At 72.8% G+C, this 15,968-nt stretch carries 16 protein-coding genes; 6 read left to right on the forward strand and 10 right to left on the reverse strand.

What is annotated here, in order from left to right:
* Positions 1 to 192: 192 nt before the first annotated feature.
* Both ACZ4SV_RS10745 and ACZ4SV_RS10750 read left to right on the forward strand, forming a co-directional pair.
* Positions 193 to 987 (forward strand): VOC family protein, encoded by a 795-nt coding sequence (locus ACZ4SV_RS10745; protein ID WP_468003225.1) that lies wholly within the window; start codon positions 193 to 195, stop codon positions 985 to 987.
* A gap of 34 nt (positions 988 to 1,021) precedes the next feature.
* Positions 1,022 to 1,738: a ribonuclease H family protein gene (locus ACZ4SV_RS10750; protein WP_468003227.1), complete on the forward strand. Its 717-nt coding sequence runs from the start codon at positions 1,022 to 1,024 to the stop codon at positions 1,736 to 1,738.
* On the opposite strand, the gene melC2 is transcribed toward ACZ4SV_RS10750, so the two are convergent.
* Both melC2 and melC1 read right to left on the reverse strand, forming a co-directional pair.
* Positions 1,739 to 2,560, reverse strand: a complete 822-nt coding sequence (gene melC2 / locus ACZ4SV_RS10755; protein ID WP_468003229.1) for a tyrosinase MelC2 — start codon at positions 2,558 to 2,560, stop codon at positions 1,739 to 1,741.
* A 35-nt stretch (positions 2,561 to 2,595) separates the two neighbouring features.
* Positions 2,596 to 2,976: an apotyrosinase chaperone MelC1 gene (melC1, locus tag ACZ4SV_RS10760; protein ID WP_468003231.1), complete on the reverse strand. Its 381-nt coding sequence runs from the start codon at positions 2,974 to 2,976 to the stop codon at positions 2,596 to 2,598.
* Positions 2,977 to 3,315: 339 nt separating this feature from the next.
* On the opposite strand from melC1, the gene ACZ4SV_RS10765 reads away from it, so the two are divergent.
* From ACZ4SV_RS10765 to ACZ4SV_RS10775, 3 genes are all read left to right on the forward strand, one after another.
* Positions 3,316 to 4,512 carry an FAD-dependent monooxygenase gene (locus ACZ4SV_RS10765; RefSeq protein ID WP_468003400.1) on the forward strand — a complete coding sequence of 399 codons (1,197 nt, stop codon included), beginning with the start codon at positions 3,316 to 3,318 and terminating at the stop codon, positions 4,510 to 4,512.
* An 86-nt stretch (positions 4,513 to 4,598) separates the two neighbouring features.
* The gene (locus tag ACZ4SV_RS10770; RefSeq protein ID WP_365877167.1) at positions 4,599 to 5,582 is read left to right on the forward strand and encodes an aldo/keto reductase; all 984 of its coding nucleotides are present in this window, start codon (positions 4,599 to 4,601) and stop codon (positions 5,580 to 5,582) included.
* A 59-nt stretch (positions 5,583 to 5,641) separates the two neighbouring features.
* Positions 5,642 to 6,166, forward strand: a complete 525-nt coding sequence (locus ACZ4SV_RS10775; protein WP_397973141.1) for a DUF6328 family protein — start codon at positions 5,642 to 5,644, stop codon at positions 6,164 to 6,166.
* Here the strand turns inward: ACZ4SV_RS10775 and ACZ4SV_RS10780 are convergent.
* The 8 genes from ACZ4SV_RS10780 to ACZ4SV_RS10815 form a co-directional block, all read right to left on the reverse strand.
* Positions 6,133 to 6,783 (reverse strand): DUF2238 domain-containing protein, encoded by a 651-nt coding sequence (locus tag ACZ4SV_RS10780; protein ID WP_468003234.1) that lies wholly within the window; start codon positions 6,781 to 6,783, stop codon positions 6,133 to 6,135. The two genes, ACZ4SV_RS10775 and ACZ4SV_RS10780, sit on opposite strands and share 34 nt — an antisense overlap.
* A 77-nt stretch (positions 6,784 to 6,860) precedes the next feature.
* Positions 6,861 to 7,286 carry an SsgA family sporulation/cell division regulator gene (locus ACZ4SV_RS10785; protein ID WP_365877171.1) on the reverse strand — a complete coding sequence of 142 codons (426 nt, stop codon included), beginning with the start codon at positions 7,284 to 7,286 and terminating at the stop codon, positions 6,861 to 6,863.
* Between the two features lie 115 nt (positions 7,287 to 7,401).
* Entirely contained in the window at positions 7,402 to 8,373 is a 972-nt protein-coding gene (locus tag ACZ4SV_RS10790) for an LLM class F420-dependent oxidoreductase (RefSeq protein ID WP_365877173.1), read from the reverse strand.
* Between the two features lie 192 nt (positions 8,374 to 8,565).
* Complete coding sequence (locus ACZ4SV_RS10795) at positions 8,566 to 9,525, reverse strand: threonine/serine dehydratase (protein WP_468003237.1); 960 nt, start codon at positions 9,523 to 9,525, stop codon at positions 8,566 to 8,568.
* Positions 9,526 to 9,615: 90 nt separating this feature from the next.
* Positions 9,616 to 10,641 carry a polyprenyl synthetase family protein gene (locus tag ACZ4SV_RS10800; protein ID WP_468003239.1) on the reverse strand — a complete coding sequence of 342 codons (1,026 nt, stop codon included), beginning with the start codon at positions 10,639 to 10,641 and terminating at the stop codon, positions 9,616 to 9,618.
* Positions 10,638 to 11,678, reverse strand: a complete 1,041-nt coding sequence (locus ACZ4SV_RS10805) for a tetratricopeptide repeat protein (protein WP_468003241.1) — start codon at positions 11,676 to 11,678, stop codon at positions 10,638 to 10,640. The genes ACZ4SV_RS10800 and ACZ4SV_RS10805 overlap by 4 nt, the downstream gene beginning before the upstream one ends.
* A gap of 165 nt (positions 11,679 to 11,843) precedes the next feature.
* Positions 11,844 to 12,521, reverse strand: a complete 678-nt coding sequence (locus ACZ4SV_RS10810; protein WP_397973130.1) for an AIM24 family protein — start codon at positions 12,519 to 12,521, stop codon at positions 11,844 to 11,846.
* Positions 12,511 to 13,725 carry a serine hydrolase domain-containing protein gene (locus ACZ4SV_RS10815; protein WP_468003243.1) on the reverse strand — a complete coding sequence of 405 codons (1,215 nt, stop codon included), beginning with the start codon at positions 13,723 to 13,725 and terminating at the stop codon, positions 12,511 to 12,513. Before ACZ4SV_RS10815 ends, ACZ4SV_RS10810 begins: the two co-directional genes overlap by 11 nt.
* A gap of 335 nt (positions 13,726 to 14,060) precedes the next feature.
* Between ACZ4SV_RS10815 and ACZ4SV_RS10820 the strand changes: the two genes are divergently transcribed.
* Positions 14,061 to 15,806, forward strand: coding sequence for a M4 family metallopeptidase (locus ACZ4SV_RS10820; protein ID WP_468003245.1), 1,746 nt, complete (start codon positions 14,061 to 14,063; stop codon positions 15,804 to 15,806).
* The last annotated feature ends 162 nt before the right edge of the window (positions 15,807 to 15,968 follow it).

Genomic DNA, 15,968 nt, shown 5'->3' on the forward strand with positions numbered 1-15,968 from the left:
CCCGAAGCGCCGCCCGCATGCGACTCCCGGCCCGAAGCGCGGCCCGCACGCCGTTCTCGCCCCGTATCGCGGCCCGCATGCCGCTCCTGTCCCGAAGCGCCCCCGCACGTCCCTCCCGGCTCGGCGCGCGGCCCGGACCCCGGATGACTAGCGTGAACAAACGGGGCACACCGCACCAGGAGGGCCGCCAGCATGGCCGTGCAACCCGAAGGAACGCCCTGTTGGGCCGACGCGATGTTCAGCGACGTCGAGGGAGCCAAGCGGTTCTACGGCGACGTCCTCGGCTGGACCTTCGGCGAGTCGTCGTCGGAGTACGGCCACTACACCCAGGCCTACGCCGACGGCAGGGCCGTCGCCGCGGTCGTCCCGCCCGTGCCCGGCCAGGAGGGCCGGTCGCAGTGGTGCCTGTACCTCGCCTCGCCGGACGCCGCGGCCACCGCGGAGAAGGTCCGGGAGCACGGCGGCGAGGTGCTGATGGAGCCGATGCGGGTCGGCGGCCTCGGCACCATGTGCCTGGCCCGGGAACCCAGCGGCGCCGTGTTCGGCATCTGGCAGGCGGGCGCTCACGAGGGCTTCGAGACGACGGCCACCCCTGGCGCCTACTGCTGGGCCGAGGTGTTCACCAGGGAACCGGAGCAGGCGGACGCCTTCCTCTGCGCCGTCTTCCCGTACCGGATGAAGGAGATCGAGGACGAGGCCGTCGACTTCCGGATGTTCGAGGTCGGCGAGGACACCGTCCTGGGCCGGATGCGGATGACCGACGACTTCCCGCCGGAGGTCCCGTCGTACGTCAACGTCTATTTCGCCGTCGACGACTGCGACGCGGCCGTCGGCCGGGCCGTGAAACTGGGCGGGATCCTCGGCTTCGGACCGATGAGCAGCCCCTTCGGCCGGTTCGCGGCGCTGAGCGACCCGCAGGGCGCGGACTTCTCGGTGATCGACGTCACCACCACCGAGGGGGAGATGCCCCGGCTCAGGGACGTGTGACCGGCCCCGGCACGGGCCGGGCGAAGGCCATGGCATGATCGAGCGCATGCGTGAACGTGTGGTGGCCGCGTGCGACGGGGCTTCGAAGGGAAACCCCGGACCGGCCGGATGGGCGTGGGTGGTCTCGGACGACGACGAGCGGACCCCCGCCCGCTGGGCGGCGGGCCCGCTCGGCCGGGCCACCAACAACGTCGCCGAACTGACCGCCCTGGAGCAGTTGCTCGCGGCCGTCGACCCGGACGTGCCGCTGGAGATCCGGATGGACTCCCAGTACGCGATGAAGGCCGTCACCACCTGGCTGCCCGGCTGGAAGCGCAACGGCTGGAAGACCGCCGCCGGCAAGCCCGTCGCCAACCAGGACCTGGTCGTCCGCATCGACGAACTGCTCGGCGGCCGGTCGGTCGAGTTCCGCTATGTGCCCGCCCACCAGGTCGACGGCGACCCGCTGAACGACTTCGCCGACCGCGCGGCCAGCCAGGCGGCCTCCGCGCAGGAGCAGGCCGGCAGCGCACTCGGCTCGCCGCAGCCCCCGCCCTCGCCCGACACCCCGGCGACGGCCGGCGCACCCCGCCGGAAGGCACCCGCCCGCTCCGGCGGAGCGGCCGCCCGGGCCGGCGGTGCGTCCGCGCGGACCATCAAGGCGAAGTTCCCCGGCCGCTGCCTGTGCGGCCGGTCCTACGCGGCCGGCGAGAAGATCGCCAAGAACGCGCAGGGCTGGGGTCACCCGGAGTGCCGGACCGCCGACGCCTGATCAGGCGTCGAAGGTGTAGAACCGGGTGTGGTCCAACAGGTCCGCCGGGCGCACGGTGTTCCACGGCTTCATCGTCTCGCCGAGGTCCACCACGTCCGCGGTGCCGCCCGTCGGCACGTACCCCGCGTCCGGGTGCCGCCGCTGCCACTCGGCCCACAGCTTGTCGATGTAGGCGTGGTGCAGCCAGAACACCGGGTCGTTGGGGGAGACACCGGTCGCCATCTGGCCGCCGACCCAGACGTGCACCCGGTTGTGCAGGTTGACCCCGCGCCAGCCCTCCAGATGGTTGCGGAAGCCGTCCGAGGCGCTGTTGTACGGCGCCATGTCGTACGTCGCCATCGCCAGCACCGACTCCACCTCGGTCGGTGTCGGCAGCTCGCGCACGGCGGTGCCGAGCGAGCGGCGCAGGAACGTACGGGCGTCGACGCGCACGGTGACCGGCCAGTCGCCCGTGGCCGCGGCGAACGGGCCGTCCATCACCCGCCCGTCGGTGCTGCGCCCGGTGCCGCCGAGGAAGTCCGGCGCCCACAGCGAGGCCCGCAGGGTGCGGTCGGTGCTCCAGTCCCAGTAGGGCAGCGCGACGGAGGAGTCCACCGACTGGAGCGCCTGCTCGAAGTCGAGCAGGAATCTGCGGTGCCAGGGCAGGAAGGAGGGCGAGCGGTGGCCGGTCCGCTCGCCGCTGTCGGTGTCCGACATGATGAACTCGTTGTGCGTGCGGACGAAGTCGTCGTAGCGTCCGGCGCGCTTCAGTTCGAGGACGGCGGCGACGAACCGGCGCTTCTCGTCGGCGGTCAGGGCGGCCTGGTTCTTGCGTACGGTCATGGTGCGCGGTGCTCCCGGAGTCCTTGCGTGGGCGGTCAGTTGGCGGGGAACGGCAGCAGCGGCGCGCCCTGCAGCTCGTCCACCGCGGCGCGGGCGGCGGCCAGCGGGGTGGGCACCGGGTCGTAGTGGCTGACCACGCTGATCCAGCTTCCGTCGGCGTTGCGCATCACGTGCAGCTGCACGCCGTCTATGAACACCTCGTAGCCGCCGCCGTGTTCGTGGTGGTGTCCGCCGCCGGCCGCCGGACGGCCCTGTATCCGGCGGCCCTGGTAGACCTCGTCGAAGGAGCCGGGCGCGGTGGGCTCGTGACGGACGGCGGCGGACGCGGCGGGCGCGGCCAGGGCGACGGCGGCCGAGGCCGTGGCGGCGACGGCTGCCGCCGTGGTGAGCGCGCGGCGCCGGGTGATGTCGGGCATGCGGGTCCTCCCCGAGAGTGGTTCTGCGGTGATGAGGCATGCCTATCGGGACCTGCGGGAGCAGGAGAAATCATGCGGAACCGGTTGGCTGCGATCCGGACAATTAACCACATGTCGTAGAGAGTTGAACGAAGTTGATCTTGCCGTCCCGGTGGTCCGGTCCGCCCCGGAACGGGTAATTCCTTGCCGGAGCGCCCCGGTTTTCCTTGATCCTTTCCCGTCGCCGCCCGCCCGAGTGGCGCGGCTCACCACCCCAGACTGACGCGATCGGAAGGGTCGCCGTCCCTGCTACCCTCCGTCTTCGACTGAATGCGTCGAGTGACTGTCAGGGGTGTGCGTGTGAAGGTCGTCTGCGTCGGAGGCGGGCCCGCCGGACTCTGTCTCGCCCTCCTGCTCAAGCGGCAGGACCCGGCGCACGACGTCACCGTCCACGAACGCGACCCCGAGGGCTCCACCTACGGCTGGGGCGTGACGTACTGGCGGGGCCTCCTCGACCGGCTGGGGGAGCACGACCCCGTCCTGGCGCGGGAGATCGAGGCCCACTCCGTGCGCTGGAGCGAGGGCGTCGCCCATGTACGCGACCTGACCACCCGGCACCACGGCGACGAGGGCTTCGGCATCGGCCGGCACCGGCTGCTCGACCTGCTCGCCGCCCGGGCCCGCGGCCTCGGCGTCCGCCTGGAGTACGGCAGCGAGGTGACCCGGCCACCCGCCGGCGCCGACCTCGTCGTCGCGGCCGACGGCGTCCACAGCGCCCTGCGCGCCCGCCGCGCGGACCACTTCGGCACCGAGACCACCACCGGTCGCAACCCCTACATCTGGCTCGGCACCACCCGGGTCTTCGACGCCTTCACCTTCGCCTTCACCGAGACCGCGCACGGCTGGATCTGGGCCTACGGCTACGGGTACGGCGGCGGCCACAGCACCTGTGTCGTCGAGTGCTCCCCGGAGACCCTCACCGGCCTCGGCCTGGACCGGGCCGACCCCGGCGAGAGCCTGGTCCTGCTGGAGAAACTCTTCGCCCGCGTCCTCGACGGCCACCCGCTCATCGCCCGCCCCGGCGCCTCCTGGCAGCGCTTCCGCACCCTGACCAACCGCACCTGGCACGACGGCGACCTGGTCCTGCTCGGCGACGCCGCCCACACCACCCACTACTCCATCGGCGCCGGCACCACCCTCGCCGTGGAGGACGCCCTGTGCCTGGCCGGCGCCCTGCGCGCGCACCCCGCCCTGCCCGAGGCCCTCGCCGCCTACGAACGCCGGCGCCGCGCCGAGCTGCTGTCCGCACAGAGCGCGGCCCGCTACAGCGCCCGCTGGTACGAGAACCTGCCCCGCTACATCGAACTGCCCCCGCACCGGATGTTCGCCCTGCTCGGCCAGCGCCACTCGCCGCTGCTGCCGTACGTGCCGCCGCGGCTGTACTACGGCCTGGACCGGGCGGCCGGCCGGCTGGAGCCGCTGCGCCGGTTCAAACGCTGGCTCGGCCCCCGCGCCGCCCGCGCCCTGCACGCCCGCGCCACCGCCCGGCACCGCTGACCCGCGCCGGCCCGCCCGCCGGCACCACCGCACCGAAGGAGCCACACGGCCGTGCCGGCCGTCGCACCGGATGACACACTGTCGCCATGGACGAACGCGTAATCGGCAGGTCGGGTCAGTGGGCATCGGTCGTCGGACTCGGCACATGGCAGCTCGGCGCCGACTGGGGTGAGGTGGACGACAAGGTGGCCCTGTCCGTCCTGGAGGCGGCGGCCGAGGCCGGGGTCACCTTCTTCGACACGGCCGACGTGTACGGCGACGGACGCAGCGAGGCGACCATCGCCTCCTTCCTGCGCGGCCGTCCGGACCTGCATGTGTTCGTGGCGACCAAGATGGGCCGCCGGCTCGCGCAGGTCCCGGAGAACTACGTCCTGGCCAACTTCCGGGAGTGGAACGACCGCTCGCGCCGCAACCTCGGCGTCGACCGCATCGACCTGGTCCAACTGCACTGCCCGCCCACCTCGGTGTACTCCTCGGACGCCGTGTTCGACGCCCTCGACACCCTCGTGGAGGAGGAGCGTGTCGCCGCCTACGGCGTGAGCGTGGAGACCTGTGACGAGGCGCTCACCGCGATCGCCCGGCCGAACGTGGCCAGCGTGCAGATCATCCTCAACCCGTTCCGCATGAAGCCCCTGTACGAGGTGCTGCCCGCCGCCCGCGCGGCCGGCGTCGGCATCATCGCGCGGGTGCCGCTCGCCTCCGGGCTGCTGTCCGGGAAGTACACCAAGGACACGGTGTTCGCGGCCGACGACCACCGCACCTTCAACCGGCACGGCGAGGCGTTCGACCAGGGCGAGACCTTCGCCGGGGTCGACTACGGCACGGGCGTCGAGGCCGCCGCCGAGTTCGCCGCGCTCGCCCCCGAGGGCTGCACCCCGGCCCAGCTCGCACTGCGCTGGATCATCGAGCAGGACGGCGTGACCACGGTGATCCCCGGCGCCCGGAACCCGGAGCAGGCCCGCGCCAACGCCGCCGCGGCCAAGCTGCCGCCGCTGCCGCCGGAGACGGCCGCCGCGATCCGTGACCTCTACGACCGCCGGATCAAGGACCAGGTCGAACACCGCTGGTAGACGCGCTTTCGGGCACACCGGTTCGTTTGAACGAACGGCCGGGCGGTTATCCGCACCGCATGACGCAGGACGGGCGGCGCCGGGGGCGCGATGAGACGCAGGAGGAACGGGCCGACCGGATGTGGGGTGAACTCATCCAGGAGGTCCGGGTGGCGCAGACGGGCGTGCAGATCCTCTTCGGATTCCTGCTGACGGTCGTCTTCCAGCCGAAGTACGGCCGGCTGGCCACCACCGACCAGGTGATCTACATCGTGACCGTGGTGATGGGCGCCTGCGCGACCGGCGCCCTCATCGGACCGGTGTCCCTGCACCGGCTCGTCTCCGGCCGGTCGGTCAAACCGCAGGCGGTGCGGCTCGCCTCCCGGCTGACGCTGGCCGGCCTGGTCCTGCTGCTCGCCACCATGACGTCGTCCCTGCTGCTGATCATGCGGGTGGCCACCCACGACGGTTATGTGCCGTACCTGGTGGCGGCCGTCGTCGCCTGGTACCTCGTGTGCTGGTACGGCCTGCCGCTGTGGGCCCGTCACCGGTACACCAACCGGACGGCCGATCAGACGGACGCGTCCGACAGCGCGTCAAGCTGACGGTCGTGCACTCGGGCGAGCAGCAGCGGGGACAGCACGGCGCCGATCAGCGCGCAGCACATGTCCCACTGGGTGTCCCACACATCGCCCTGGGTCGCGAGGAACGCGTCCGCGCCGTGGCCGCCGATCTCGGCCGCCAGCCACTCCAGCAGCTCGAAGCAGGCGCTGAAGGCCAGACAGGCGCACACGGTGAGCGGTGCCAGCCAGCGGCTGCCGCGCAACGGTGAGGTCCGGCTGAGCAGTTCACGGACCAGTACGGCCGGCACGAAGCCCTGCATCAGGTGCCCGAAGCGGTCGTACGGGTTGCGGTCCAGGCCGAAGGTGTCGCGCACCCAGTCGCCCGCCGGGACCTGAGCGTAGGTGTAGTGGCCGCCGGCCGCGAGGACCAGCGCGTGCGCCGTGAGCAGCCCGCACAGCAGCCCCGTCAGCGGGAAGCGCCGCCAGGCCAGCACCACCACGGGCAGGCCGATAAGGGCCCACACCGTCTCCAGGAACCAGGTAATGCGGTCGCGGGCGCCCACCGCCGACACGGCCAGTCCCAGGGCCGCCACCCCGGCGAAGAGCGCGGGCGGCACACGGCGCGGCGCGCGGAGCGGGGCGGGGTGCACAGCGGTCACGGGGGGCTCCTTGCCGTCAGGCGTCGTGGAGCCCCATCGTGGCGCCGGGGTCACCCCGCCGGCATGAGTACGGCTACTCAGCCCGTGGAGAGGATCTCCGCCAGCAACTCGTCCACCGGGACCTGTTCCTGCCCCGGCGCTACCACCCGGTGGGTCTCGCGCAGGAACGCCGCGACCGCGGGCGCCCAGGCGAACACCACCGCGCGTTGCCGCCCGCCGTCCGGCCGGACGTCCCCGAGGAACTCCATGCGCAGCTCGCGCCAGGGCTCGGAGCCCTCCGGCCGCAACCGCACGTCACCCAGGCCGACCGGCCGGGCCAGGCCCGCGGCGAGCATGTCCCGGTCCAGCCGCCAGGAGGCCAGCACACGGCCGTCATGGGTGAACAGGGCGGTGACGGCGAACGGGTCGTCGGCGTCGTAGCCCAGATGCGCCAGCACCGGGCACCGTCCGGTACCGGGTGCGAGAAGCTGCACCACCAGCGTCTTGTGCACGAACGAGTTCACGCGCGGGCCTCCGGGAATGATCGGCGTAGAGCGTCCTAGTACCCCGGCATCGCCCAGGATGCTCATCCGAGCGGCCGATTCCCTTCGGCCCGGCGTGTTCCGGGGGCCCGCGGCGTCAGGCGAACGCCTCCCGCAGGGCCGGGAGCAGGGTCTTCGCCGACCAGTCCAGGAACTCCCGCTGCGCGTCGCCGCCGATCTGCACCAGGGCGATCTCCCCGAATCCGGCCTCGGCGTACGGCCGCACGGCCTCCACGAAGGCGTCCGGGTCGTCACCGCACGGGATGGAGGAGGCGACGTCGTCCTTGGTCACGAACTGGGTCGCGGCCTCGAAGGAGTCGGGATGCGGCAGCTCGGCGTTGACCTTCCAGCCCAGGCCGAACCAGCGGAACTGGGAGTGGGCGCGTTCGATCGCCACGCCCCGGTCGGGATCGTAGGACACCGGCAACTGGCCCACCCGGGGCTTGCCGCTGCCGCCGTGCCGGTCGAAGGCCTCCAGCAGGTTCGCCTTCGGCTCGGTCGCGATCACCAGGTCGGCGAGGTGTCCGGCCAGCTTGCAGGACTGCTCGCCGGAGACCGCGATGCCGATCGGCGGCGCCGACTCCGGCAGGTCCCACAGCCGGGCCGACTCCACGTCGTAGTGCTGTCCGTGGTGCGTGACATGGCGGCCTTCGAACAGCGCGCGGATGATGTGCACCGCCTCTTCCAGCATCTCGTGGCGCACGTCCGCCGGCGGCCAGCCGCCGCCCACCACGTGCTCGTTCAGGTTCTCCCCTGCGCCGAGGCCGAGCCGGAACCTGCCCTCCGACAGCAACTGCACGGTCGCCGCCTTCTGCGCCACGACCGCCGGGTGGTAGCGCAGGATGGGACAGGTGACGTAGGTCATCAGCGGGATCCGCGAGGTGGCCTGGGCCGCGGCGCCCAGCACGCTCCACGCGTACGAGGCGTGTCCCTGCGAGCGCAGCCACGGAAAGTAGTGGTCCGAGATCACCGAGAAGTCGAAACCCGCCTCCTCGGCTCCCACCACGTGCTCCACCAGGTCCCGGGGGCCGGCCTGCTCGGTCATCATCGTGTATCCGATTTGCACCATAAGCAGCGAGTCCCCGGCTCGGCGGCCGGAAAACGGGGTGCGGCCCACTCTTCCGGTTCCGGGACGACCGGCGGGGAACGTGGCCGGCGTCTCCGGTGCGCGGTGCCGTCCCAGGCCGCAGCCGCGGCCTGGGCGGTGCGGCGCGGCGGGAAGCCGCGCCGGCCGCCCGGCGGGACGGCAGGAACGGTCACCTCACAGCAGCCCGAAGCGGTCCGCCCAGCCGAACAGTTCCCGGGGTGTCGTGTTGCCCCCGCACACCACGAGCCCGATCCGGGCGCCGTCACCGACCCGCTCCACCACCTGCCGGGCGGCCGGCAGCAGACAGCCCGCGGCCGGCTCGGCCCACACCTTGGCGTGCTCGGCGAGGTCCAGACAGCCCCGCACCGCGTCCTGGTCCGGCACCACCAGGACCTCCTCGACGAGCGCGGCCACATGGTCGTAGGTCAGCTGCGAGGCCGAGGGTGCGCTCAACGTGGTGACCAGGGAGGACAGCGGCACCGGCACCGGACCGCCGGCCGTGAGCGCGCCGGCCATCGCCTCCGCGCCCGCGGTCTCCACGCCCCACACCCGCACGTCCGGCCGCAGGGCGCGCAGGGCCGTCGCGACCCCGGCGATCAGACCGCCGCCGCCGACGCTGACGACGACGTCGGTCAGCTCCCCGGCGTCCTCGGCCAGTTCCAGCCCCACCGTGCCCTGCCCGGCGATGACCACCGGATCGTCGAACGGGTGCACCAGCGTCAGGCCCTCGTCCCGCAGCCGCGTCACCAGCTCGAAGGCGCTGTCCATGCCGTCGGTCAGCCGTACCGAGGCCCCGGCGTCCCCGGCGAGCGCGATGGAGCGCGTGGGCGCGGTGCGCGGCATCACCACGGTGGCCTTCACGTCGAGGGCCGCCGCCATCACCGCCAGCGCGATCCCGTGGTTGCCGCCGCTGACCGCGACCACGCCCGCGGCGCGCTCGGCCTCGCTCAGCGACAGCAGTTTCGCCACGGCCCCGCGCGCCTTGAACGAGCCGGTGCGCTGGAGGAGTTCCAGCTTGGCGGTGACCGGGACGCCGAGCAGCGAGCCCAGGCCCGGGCTCGGCACCGTCGGCGTCCGTACGACGTGTCCGGCGATCCGCTCGGCGGCGGCTGCGATGTCCGAGATGTCGATCAAGGTGCTGCACCCCTTCCGGCGCGGATCGGCCGCGCCGCTCGCACCTTGACCCGCCGGGGCGCCGCTGGTCAACGCCTTTCCGGATCCCGCCTACCGTACGCGGCCCACCAGGAAGTCCACCAGCCCGGTCAGCTCCTCGGCGGCGGCCGGGGCCAGGCGCGCGGAGGCCAGCAGCTCGCGCGCCGCGGCCGTCCGGGCCCGCGCCTCGGCCAGCGCCGCCGTACGGCCCCCGGCCGCCTCGATCAGCGCGGCGGCCTCCTCGGCGTGCCCGGCGGAGCCGAGCAGCGCGGGCAGCCGCCGGGCCACCGGGGAGCCGAGCGCGGCCAGCACCGGGAACGTCTTCTTCCGCTCCCGCAGATCGCCGCCCACGGGCTTGCCGGTGACGGCCGGGTCCCCCCAGATGCCGAGCACGTCGTCGACGAGCTGGAAGGCGACCCCGAGGTGCCGTCCGGCCCGGTCCAGCGCCTGGACCGTGTCCTCGGGCGCCCCGCCGAGCGCGGCGCCCAGCGCCACGGCACAGCCCAGCAGCGCGCCCGTCTTGCCCTCGGCCATCGTCCGGTACTCCCGCGGCGTCACCCGCTGGGGGCCCGTCCAGGGCCGGGTGGCGAACAGCAGGTCGTCGGCCTGCCCGCGCACCAGGTCGGCGAGGGCCGCCGAGAGCAGCCGCACCGCCCCGGGGCCCCGGGGCGCGGCGGCGAGGGCGTCCACCGCCAGCGCGAACAGGGCGTCGCCGGCCAGGACGGCCGGACCCGTGCCGTACGCCTGCCACACGGCGGGGCGGCGGCGCCGGACCGCGTCGCCGTCCATGATGTCGTCGTGCAGCAGCGAGAAGGCGTGCACCAGCTCCACCGCGACCGCCGCCGGGACACCCGTCCGCCCGGCGGCACCCGCCGCCTCCGCGCCGAGGACGGCGAGCGCCTGGCGTACGCCCTTGCCGCCCGGCGCGGTGACGGGCGCCCCGCCGACCTCGCACCAGCCGAAGGAGTACGCGGCCATCTCGCCCACCCAGGGGTGCAGCCGGCCCACCGCCTCCCGGAGCGCCGGCCGGGTCAGCTCACGGCAGCGGGCGAGGACACCCGGAGCGGGCGCGCGCACCGCGGAGACGAGCGCCGTCACCGTGCGGCCTCCGTCTCGAGACCGAACTCCCGCTGGGCGCGGACCACCATCTCCCGTACGTGCCGCAGCCCGCCGCGCTCCAGCGTCCGGGCCAGGCCGGCGAGTTCGGCGGCGGTCTCGGCGCGGTCGCGGCCGAGCCGGGCGAGGGACTTGGCCAGGCCCAGCCGGGACAGTGCCTCGCCGCGCGGTTCGCTCATCGCGCGGAACTCCGCCAGCGCCAGTTCGTAGCGGTCGCGGGCCTCGGGGTAACGGCCCGCGCGGTACAGGACGTTGCCCTGCATCTTGTGGTTGTAGGCGAGCGCGCTGGAGAGGTTCATCTCCCGGCAGGTCGCCTCCGCCTCGGCCAGCAGCTCCAGCGCCCGTCCGGTGGCGCCGTCGCGCACCGACAGGACGTCCGCGAGGCCGCGCAGCGCCCAGGCGTGCCCGCGCCGGTCGTCGGCCCGGGCGGCTATCTGCGCCGCCTCCTCGAACAGGGCGTACGCCTGGTCGTAGTCGCCGGTGTTGCGGCGCATCTGGGCGATGCCCTCCAGCGCCCACACCGTGTGCCGGGCCTCGCCCCGCTTACGGGCCTCGGCCAGCAGTTGTTCGTGCAGCCGGCCGACCGCCGCGTAGTCGCCCTGGATGCGGCCGGTCTCCGCGAGGCCGGCCAGCGAGTAGCCGCGGGCGACGACGTCCCCGCCGCGCTCGCCGAGCTCGGCCGCCAGTCCCAGCAGCCGCCAGGCCAGCGGGAACCGTCCCCGCTGCCGGGCCAGGGTGCCGCCGCTCCACAGCGCCCAGGCCATCGCGGCGGTGTCGCCGGCCTCCCGGGCGGCGCGGTAACTCGCCTTCCACGCCCGGTCGGCGTCCTGTATCCGGCCGAGCCGCCGGTGTGCCTCGGCGACGGCGAGCCCGCAGCGGGCCGCCTCTTCGGCGCGCCCGGCGCGTTCCGCCTCGCGCAGCCGCTCGGTGGCCTCGGCCAGCACATCGGTGAGCGAGGAGTTCACGGACAGGGTGGTCAGGGCGCCCTGGTACTCCGGGGCGAAAGCCTTGCCGTACATGCGTACCCTTCTATACACGCCGTGTATAGACGGCGTCTCTACACGGCATGCATAGCGTCTCGGAGATATGCCCCGGCCCGAGGGGCCGGGGCTTGGTCTGTCGCCGGTCAAGACGCCGGTACGGCCGCCGGGGTTGCGCGTGCGGCGTGGATCACACGGGAAGGTTCAGTGCTGCTGCGCCTTCTGGGGCGTCAGCTCGCTCGGCCGCACCACGACGAACCCCTCGCCCTGGAGCATCAGTTGCACGGCCTCGCCCGAACCACCGCGCAGCATCGAGCCGATGGACTGCGACCGGTGCAGCGAGGTCTGCAGGTGCGCGGTCCAGCCCACCACCGCGTCCGTGTCGACGTACACCGGCGCCTGCGCGGACACCGGGATGACCAGCGGGTTGCCGTCGCAGACCAGACCGAGCCGGCCCTGCCCGGTGAACACGCTGTTGAACAGGCCGCCGCCGGCGATGCCCGAACCCTTCACCGTCTTGATCTCGTACGACAGCGAGGCGTCGAAACACAGGACGTTGCGGCCGTTGACCGTGAACTGGTCGCCGGGCTCGACCTCGACGATGAAGCAGTTCTGCGCCTCGTGCGCGAACCAGGCCTCGCCCTGTCCGCGCACCGCCATGAGGGGCAGCCCCTCCCCGGTGACGGCACGCTTGAGCATGCCGCCGACGCCCTGCCCCTTGCGCTCGAACGCGAGGTTGCCGCGATAGGCGACCATCGCCCCCTGGCGGGCGTACATCTCGCCGTCCACCGCGTACTTGACGCACTTGGCGTTCTCGACGTACATCCCCGGCGCCACGGCCGGCTGCACCACATGCTGACTGGAAAAGAGATCACCCTTCATGCAGGGCATGGTGTCGCGGACGGCCGCGTTCCGCCAAGATCGCGGAGTGTGCCGGTTTCGCGGACTTTCCGCAGAACGCCGACTCCAGGGCCCCGGCCAGCGTGTCGAGCACCTTGCCGTTGTTCGACGTGGTGGCCATGGCGGTGAGGCTGCGCCCGCCGTCCTTCGTGGCGAACGCGTAGGTGTAGTAGCCCTGCACCGCTCCGGTGTGCCCGTACACCGACACCCCGCAGGACAGCTCGCGGCGGCGCAGTCCGAGGCCGTACGCCGTCGTGGCGTTGACCTTGGTGAACCGCTCCATCTCCGCCAGCCGCGCGGCCGACATCAGCTTCCCCTTGAGCAGCGCGCCGTAGAAGACGTCGAGGTCCCGCGCGCTGGAGATGACCGCCCCGGCGCTCTGCGCCCAGGAGACCGTCTGTTCCGTCGCGTCGACCAGCGGGGCGCCCGCCCGGTCCGGCGTCAGATAGCCGCGGGCGTACCGGCCCGGCAGCGTGGTGCCGGGGTGGACGTAGAACGTGTCGCGCAGCTTCAGCGGTGTGAAGACGCGGTTCTGGTAGGCGGTCCGCACCGGCTGCCCGGTGAGTTTCTCGACCAGCAGCCCGGCGACGACGAAGTTGGTGTTGGAGTACGCGTAGGCGGCGCCGGGCGCGTTGGTGCGGGGCTTCTTCAGGGACAGTGCGACCAGCTGCCGGTAGGTGAAGACCTTCTTGCGGACCGCCTCGAAGCCGGAGACGCTGGCGGCGAACATGTCGTTCGTGTAGTCGTACAGACCGCTGCGGTGGCTCAGCACATGACGGACCGTGATCCGGTCGTCCGGCAGCAGCCCCGGCAGATAGCGGTTGACCGGCGCGTCGAGCGCGAGGCGGTGCTCGTCGACGAGCTGGAGCAGCACGACCGCGGTGAAGGTCTTGGTGACGCTGCCGACCCGGAACCGGTCGTCGGTGCCGATGGCCCGCCCGGTGGCGCGGTCGGCGACGCCGCGGGTCACCCGGTAGGTCCGGCCGTGGTCGTCGATCCGGGCCAGCGCTCCCGGGGCGCCCTGGGCCACCGCCGAGCGCAACACCGCCGCCAGGCCCGCGGTGTCGGGCGCCGGCAGCGCCGCCGTGGTGCCCGGCTGCCCGGCCGCGGCCCGCGCCGGGACCGCCAGCAGCGACAGTGCGACCGCTCCGAGGACCGCTCCCCGCCCCACCCTTGTCGAGACCATCCCGTATTCTCTCCCGTCGGCCCGGTTCCTGATGCGATATCGGTCACATTCCGCCCTGGGAACCTAGGGGATGAGGGGAGCGTCTCCACAGCCGACACACAGTCGGTCATCCGGTGATCACTCTATGGCGCCCATTTGCAAAGGATTGCCATAGAAGTTCGCGAAATGGATCATTCCGGCTTTACGTGCGCATGACTGATCCGCAAGGGTGGGCGCTCGGAGCCGGACCGGCTCCCGTGCCGCCCAACGGCGTCATGTCTCAAGGCGGTTGACGACGTCGGCCGCCTTCGAACGAAGGAACCCTGATCAGATTGCGTAGACCGCACATACGCACCATGGCGGTCGCCGTCGCGGTGACGACGGCTGCCACGGGCCTGGCCGGCACGGCCTTCGCGAGTGCCTCCACCGGAGCGGAGCGGTCCGCCGCCTCCGCCGCCTCGGACGCCACGGTGGTGGTGGAGGCGGCGCGCACCGCGGCCTTCGCCCACGCCTCGGCGACCGGCGTCTCCCAGGGCGACGCACTGCACGCCCAGGACGTCATGATCGACCCCGAGGGCGCCCGGCACGTCCGCTTCGTGCGCACCCACGACGGCCTGCCGGTGCTCGGCGGCGACCTCGTCGTCCACCTCGACCGCACGCTGGGCTACGCGGGCGTGACCCGCGCGGCCGGCCACGCGGTCAAGCCCACCGGCCAGGCGAAGCTGACCGCCGGCCAGGCCGCCGCCAAGGCCGCGAAGGCCGCCAAGGGCGACGCCGGCGGCGCCCGGCTGGTGGTGGACGCCCGCGGTGGCGCCTCCGCGCTCGCCTACCAGGTCACCGTCACCGACCAGGACACCGCCCGCACGGTCGTCGTGGACGCGGTCACCGGCAAGGTGCGCAGCAACACGCCCACCCGGGACGAGTTCCTGTCGCCGAAGCTGATCGACACCCTGCACCGGCGCGGCGAGACCGCGGACCCGGCCACCGGCTCCGCCTCCGCCGCCTCCGGCCTGGTCGGCTCGGGCGCCACCGGCGCCGCGGCCTACCCGTCGGCGGCCAAGGGCACCGGCAAGACCCTCTTCGTGGGCAACGTCGGCCTGACCACCACGCAGACCTCGCGCGGTCACTACCAGCTCAAGGACCCGAGCCGGTACGGCACCGAGACGCGGGACGCCAAGGGCTCGTACACGGAGAAGTTCGGCGCCGGCACGAAGTTCACCAACACGACCAACGTGTGGGGCAACGGCGCGACCAGCAGCCGGGCCACGGTCGCCGCCGACGCGCAGTACGGCGTGACCAAGACGCTGGACTTCTACAAGTCCACGTTCAAGCGCAAGGGCATCGCCAACAACAGCAAGGCCGCCCAGGCGATGGTGCACTGGGGCAAGAAGGTCGCCAACGCCTTCTGGGACCCGACCTGCAACTGCATGCTGTACGGCGACGGCGACGGCGAGATGTTCAAGAAGCCGCTCGTCGTCCTCGACGTCACCGGTCACGAGCTGACCCACGGCGTGGTCGAGGCGACCGCCAACCTCCAGCCGACCTTCGTCGACTCCGACGGCAACCAGTACGGCGAGCCGGGCTCGCTGAACGAGTCGCTCGCGGACATCTTCGGCTCGAACGTCGAGTTCTACGCCAAGAACACGAAGGACACCCCGGACTACCTGGTCGGTGAGAAGCTGGGCCTCGCGCAGAAGTTCCTGCGCCGCCTGGACCACCCGTCGCTGGACAAGCTGGAAGGCACCATCGACTACTGGTCCGCCGACACCTACTACACCGAGGTGCACGCCGGTTCCGGCGTCTCCTCGCACGCCTACTACCTCCTCGCCGAGGGCAGTGGCAAGAAGAAGATCGGCACGGTGACCTACAACTCGCCGACCTACCACAGCCTCAAGGTCAAGGGCATCGGCCGGACCAAGGCGACCGCCATCTACTACCGGGCGCTCACCCGGTACATGGTCTCCTCCACCGACTTCCACCAGGCGCGCATCGCCACGCTGAAGGCGGCCAAGGACCTGTACGGCGCGAACAGCACCGAGTACAAGACGGTCAACACCTCGTGGGCCGCCGTGAACGTCACCGCCGCCAACACGCCGCGCTGACGACCCGCACCACCCCACGCCGCGCGCCCCGCTCATGCGGGCCGGCGCGGTACAGCACCACCGGATGCCCCGCCTTCGCGCGGGGCATCCGCCTGTCCGGGCCGGCGCTCCGGGCGAACCGTCCGGGCGGGCACGCGCCGGCCCGGACCGGCCGCCGTCATA

It is taken from the genome of Streptomyces sp. NPDC027672 (genome assembly GCF_055566335.1).

What these genes read in the sequence shown, in the direction of transcription:
- ACZ4SV_RS10820 (WP_468003245.1), top strand. Translation starts at nt 14,061, where the DNA reads ATGGCGGTCGCCGTCGCGGTGACGACGGCTGCCACGGGCCTGGCCGGC.
- ACZ4SV_RS10810 (WP_397973130.1), bottom strand. Translation starts at nt 12,521, where the DNA reads ATGAAGGGTGATCTCTTTTCCAGTCAGCATGTGGTGCAGCCGGCCGTG.
- ACZ4SV_RS10745 (WP_468003225.1), top strand. Translation starts at nt 193, where the DNA reads ATGGCCGTGCAACCCGAAGGAACGCCCTGTTGGGCCGACGCGATGTTC.
- ACZ4SV_RS10790 (WP_365877173.1), bottom strand. Translation starts at nt 8,373, where the DNA reads ATGGTGCAAATCGGATACACGATGATGACCGAGCAGGCCGGCCCCCGG.
- melC1 (WP_468003231.1), bottom strand. Translation starts at nt 2,976, where the DNA reads ATGCCCGACATCACCCGGCGCCGCGCGCTCACCACGGCGGCAGCCGTC.
- melC2 (WP_468003229.1), bottom strand. Translation starts at nt 2,560, where the DNA reads ATGACCGTACGCAAGAACCAGGCCGCCCTGACCGCCGACGAGAAGCGC.
- ACZ4SV_RS10750 (WP_468003227.1), top strand. Translation starts at nt 1,022, where the DNA reads ATGATCGAGCGCATGCGTGAACGTGTGGTGGCCGCGTGCGACGGGGCT.
- ACZ4SV_RS10775 (WP_397973141.1), top strand. Translation starts at nt 5,642, where the DNA reads ATGACGCAGGACGGGCGGCGCCGGGGGCGCGATGAGACGCAGGAGGAA.
- ACZ4SV_RS10815 (WP_468003243.1), bottom strand. Translation starts at nt 13,725, where the DNA reads ATGGTCTCGACAAGGGTGGGGCGGGGAGCGGTCCTCGGAGCGGTCGCA.
- ACZ4SV_RS10770 (WP_365877167.1), top strand. Translation starts at nt 4,599, where the DNA reads ATGGACGAACGCGTAATCGGCAGGTCGGGTCAGTGGGCATCGGTCGTC.
- ACZ4SV_RS10805 (WP_468003241.1), bottom strand. Translation starts at nt 11,678, where the DNA reads ATGTACGGCAAGGCTTTCGCCCCGGAGTACCAGGGCGCCCTGACCACC.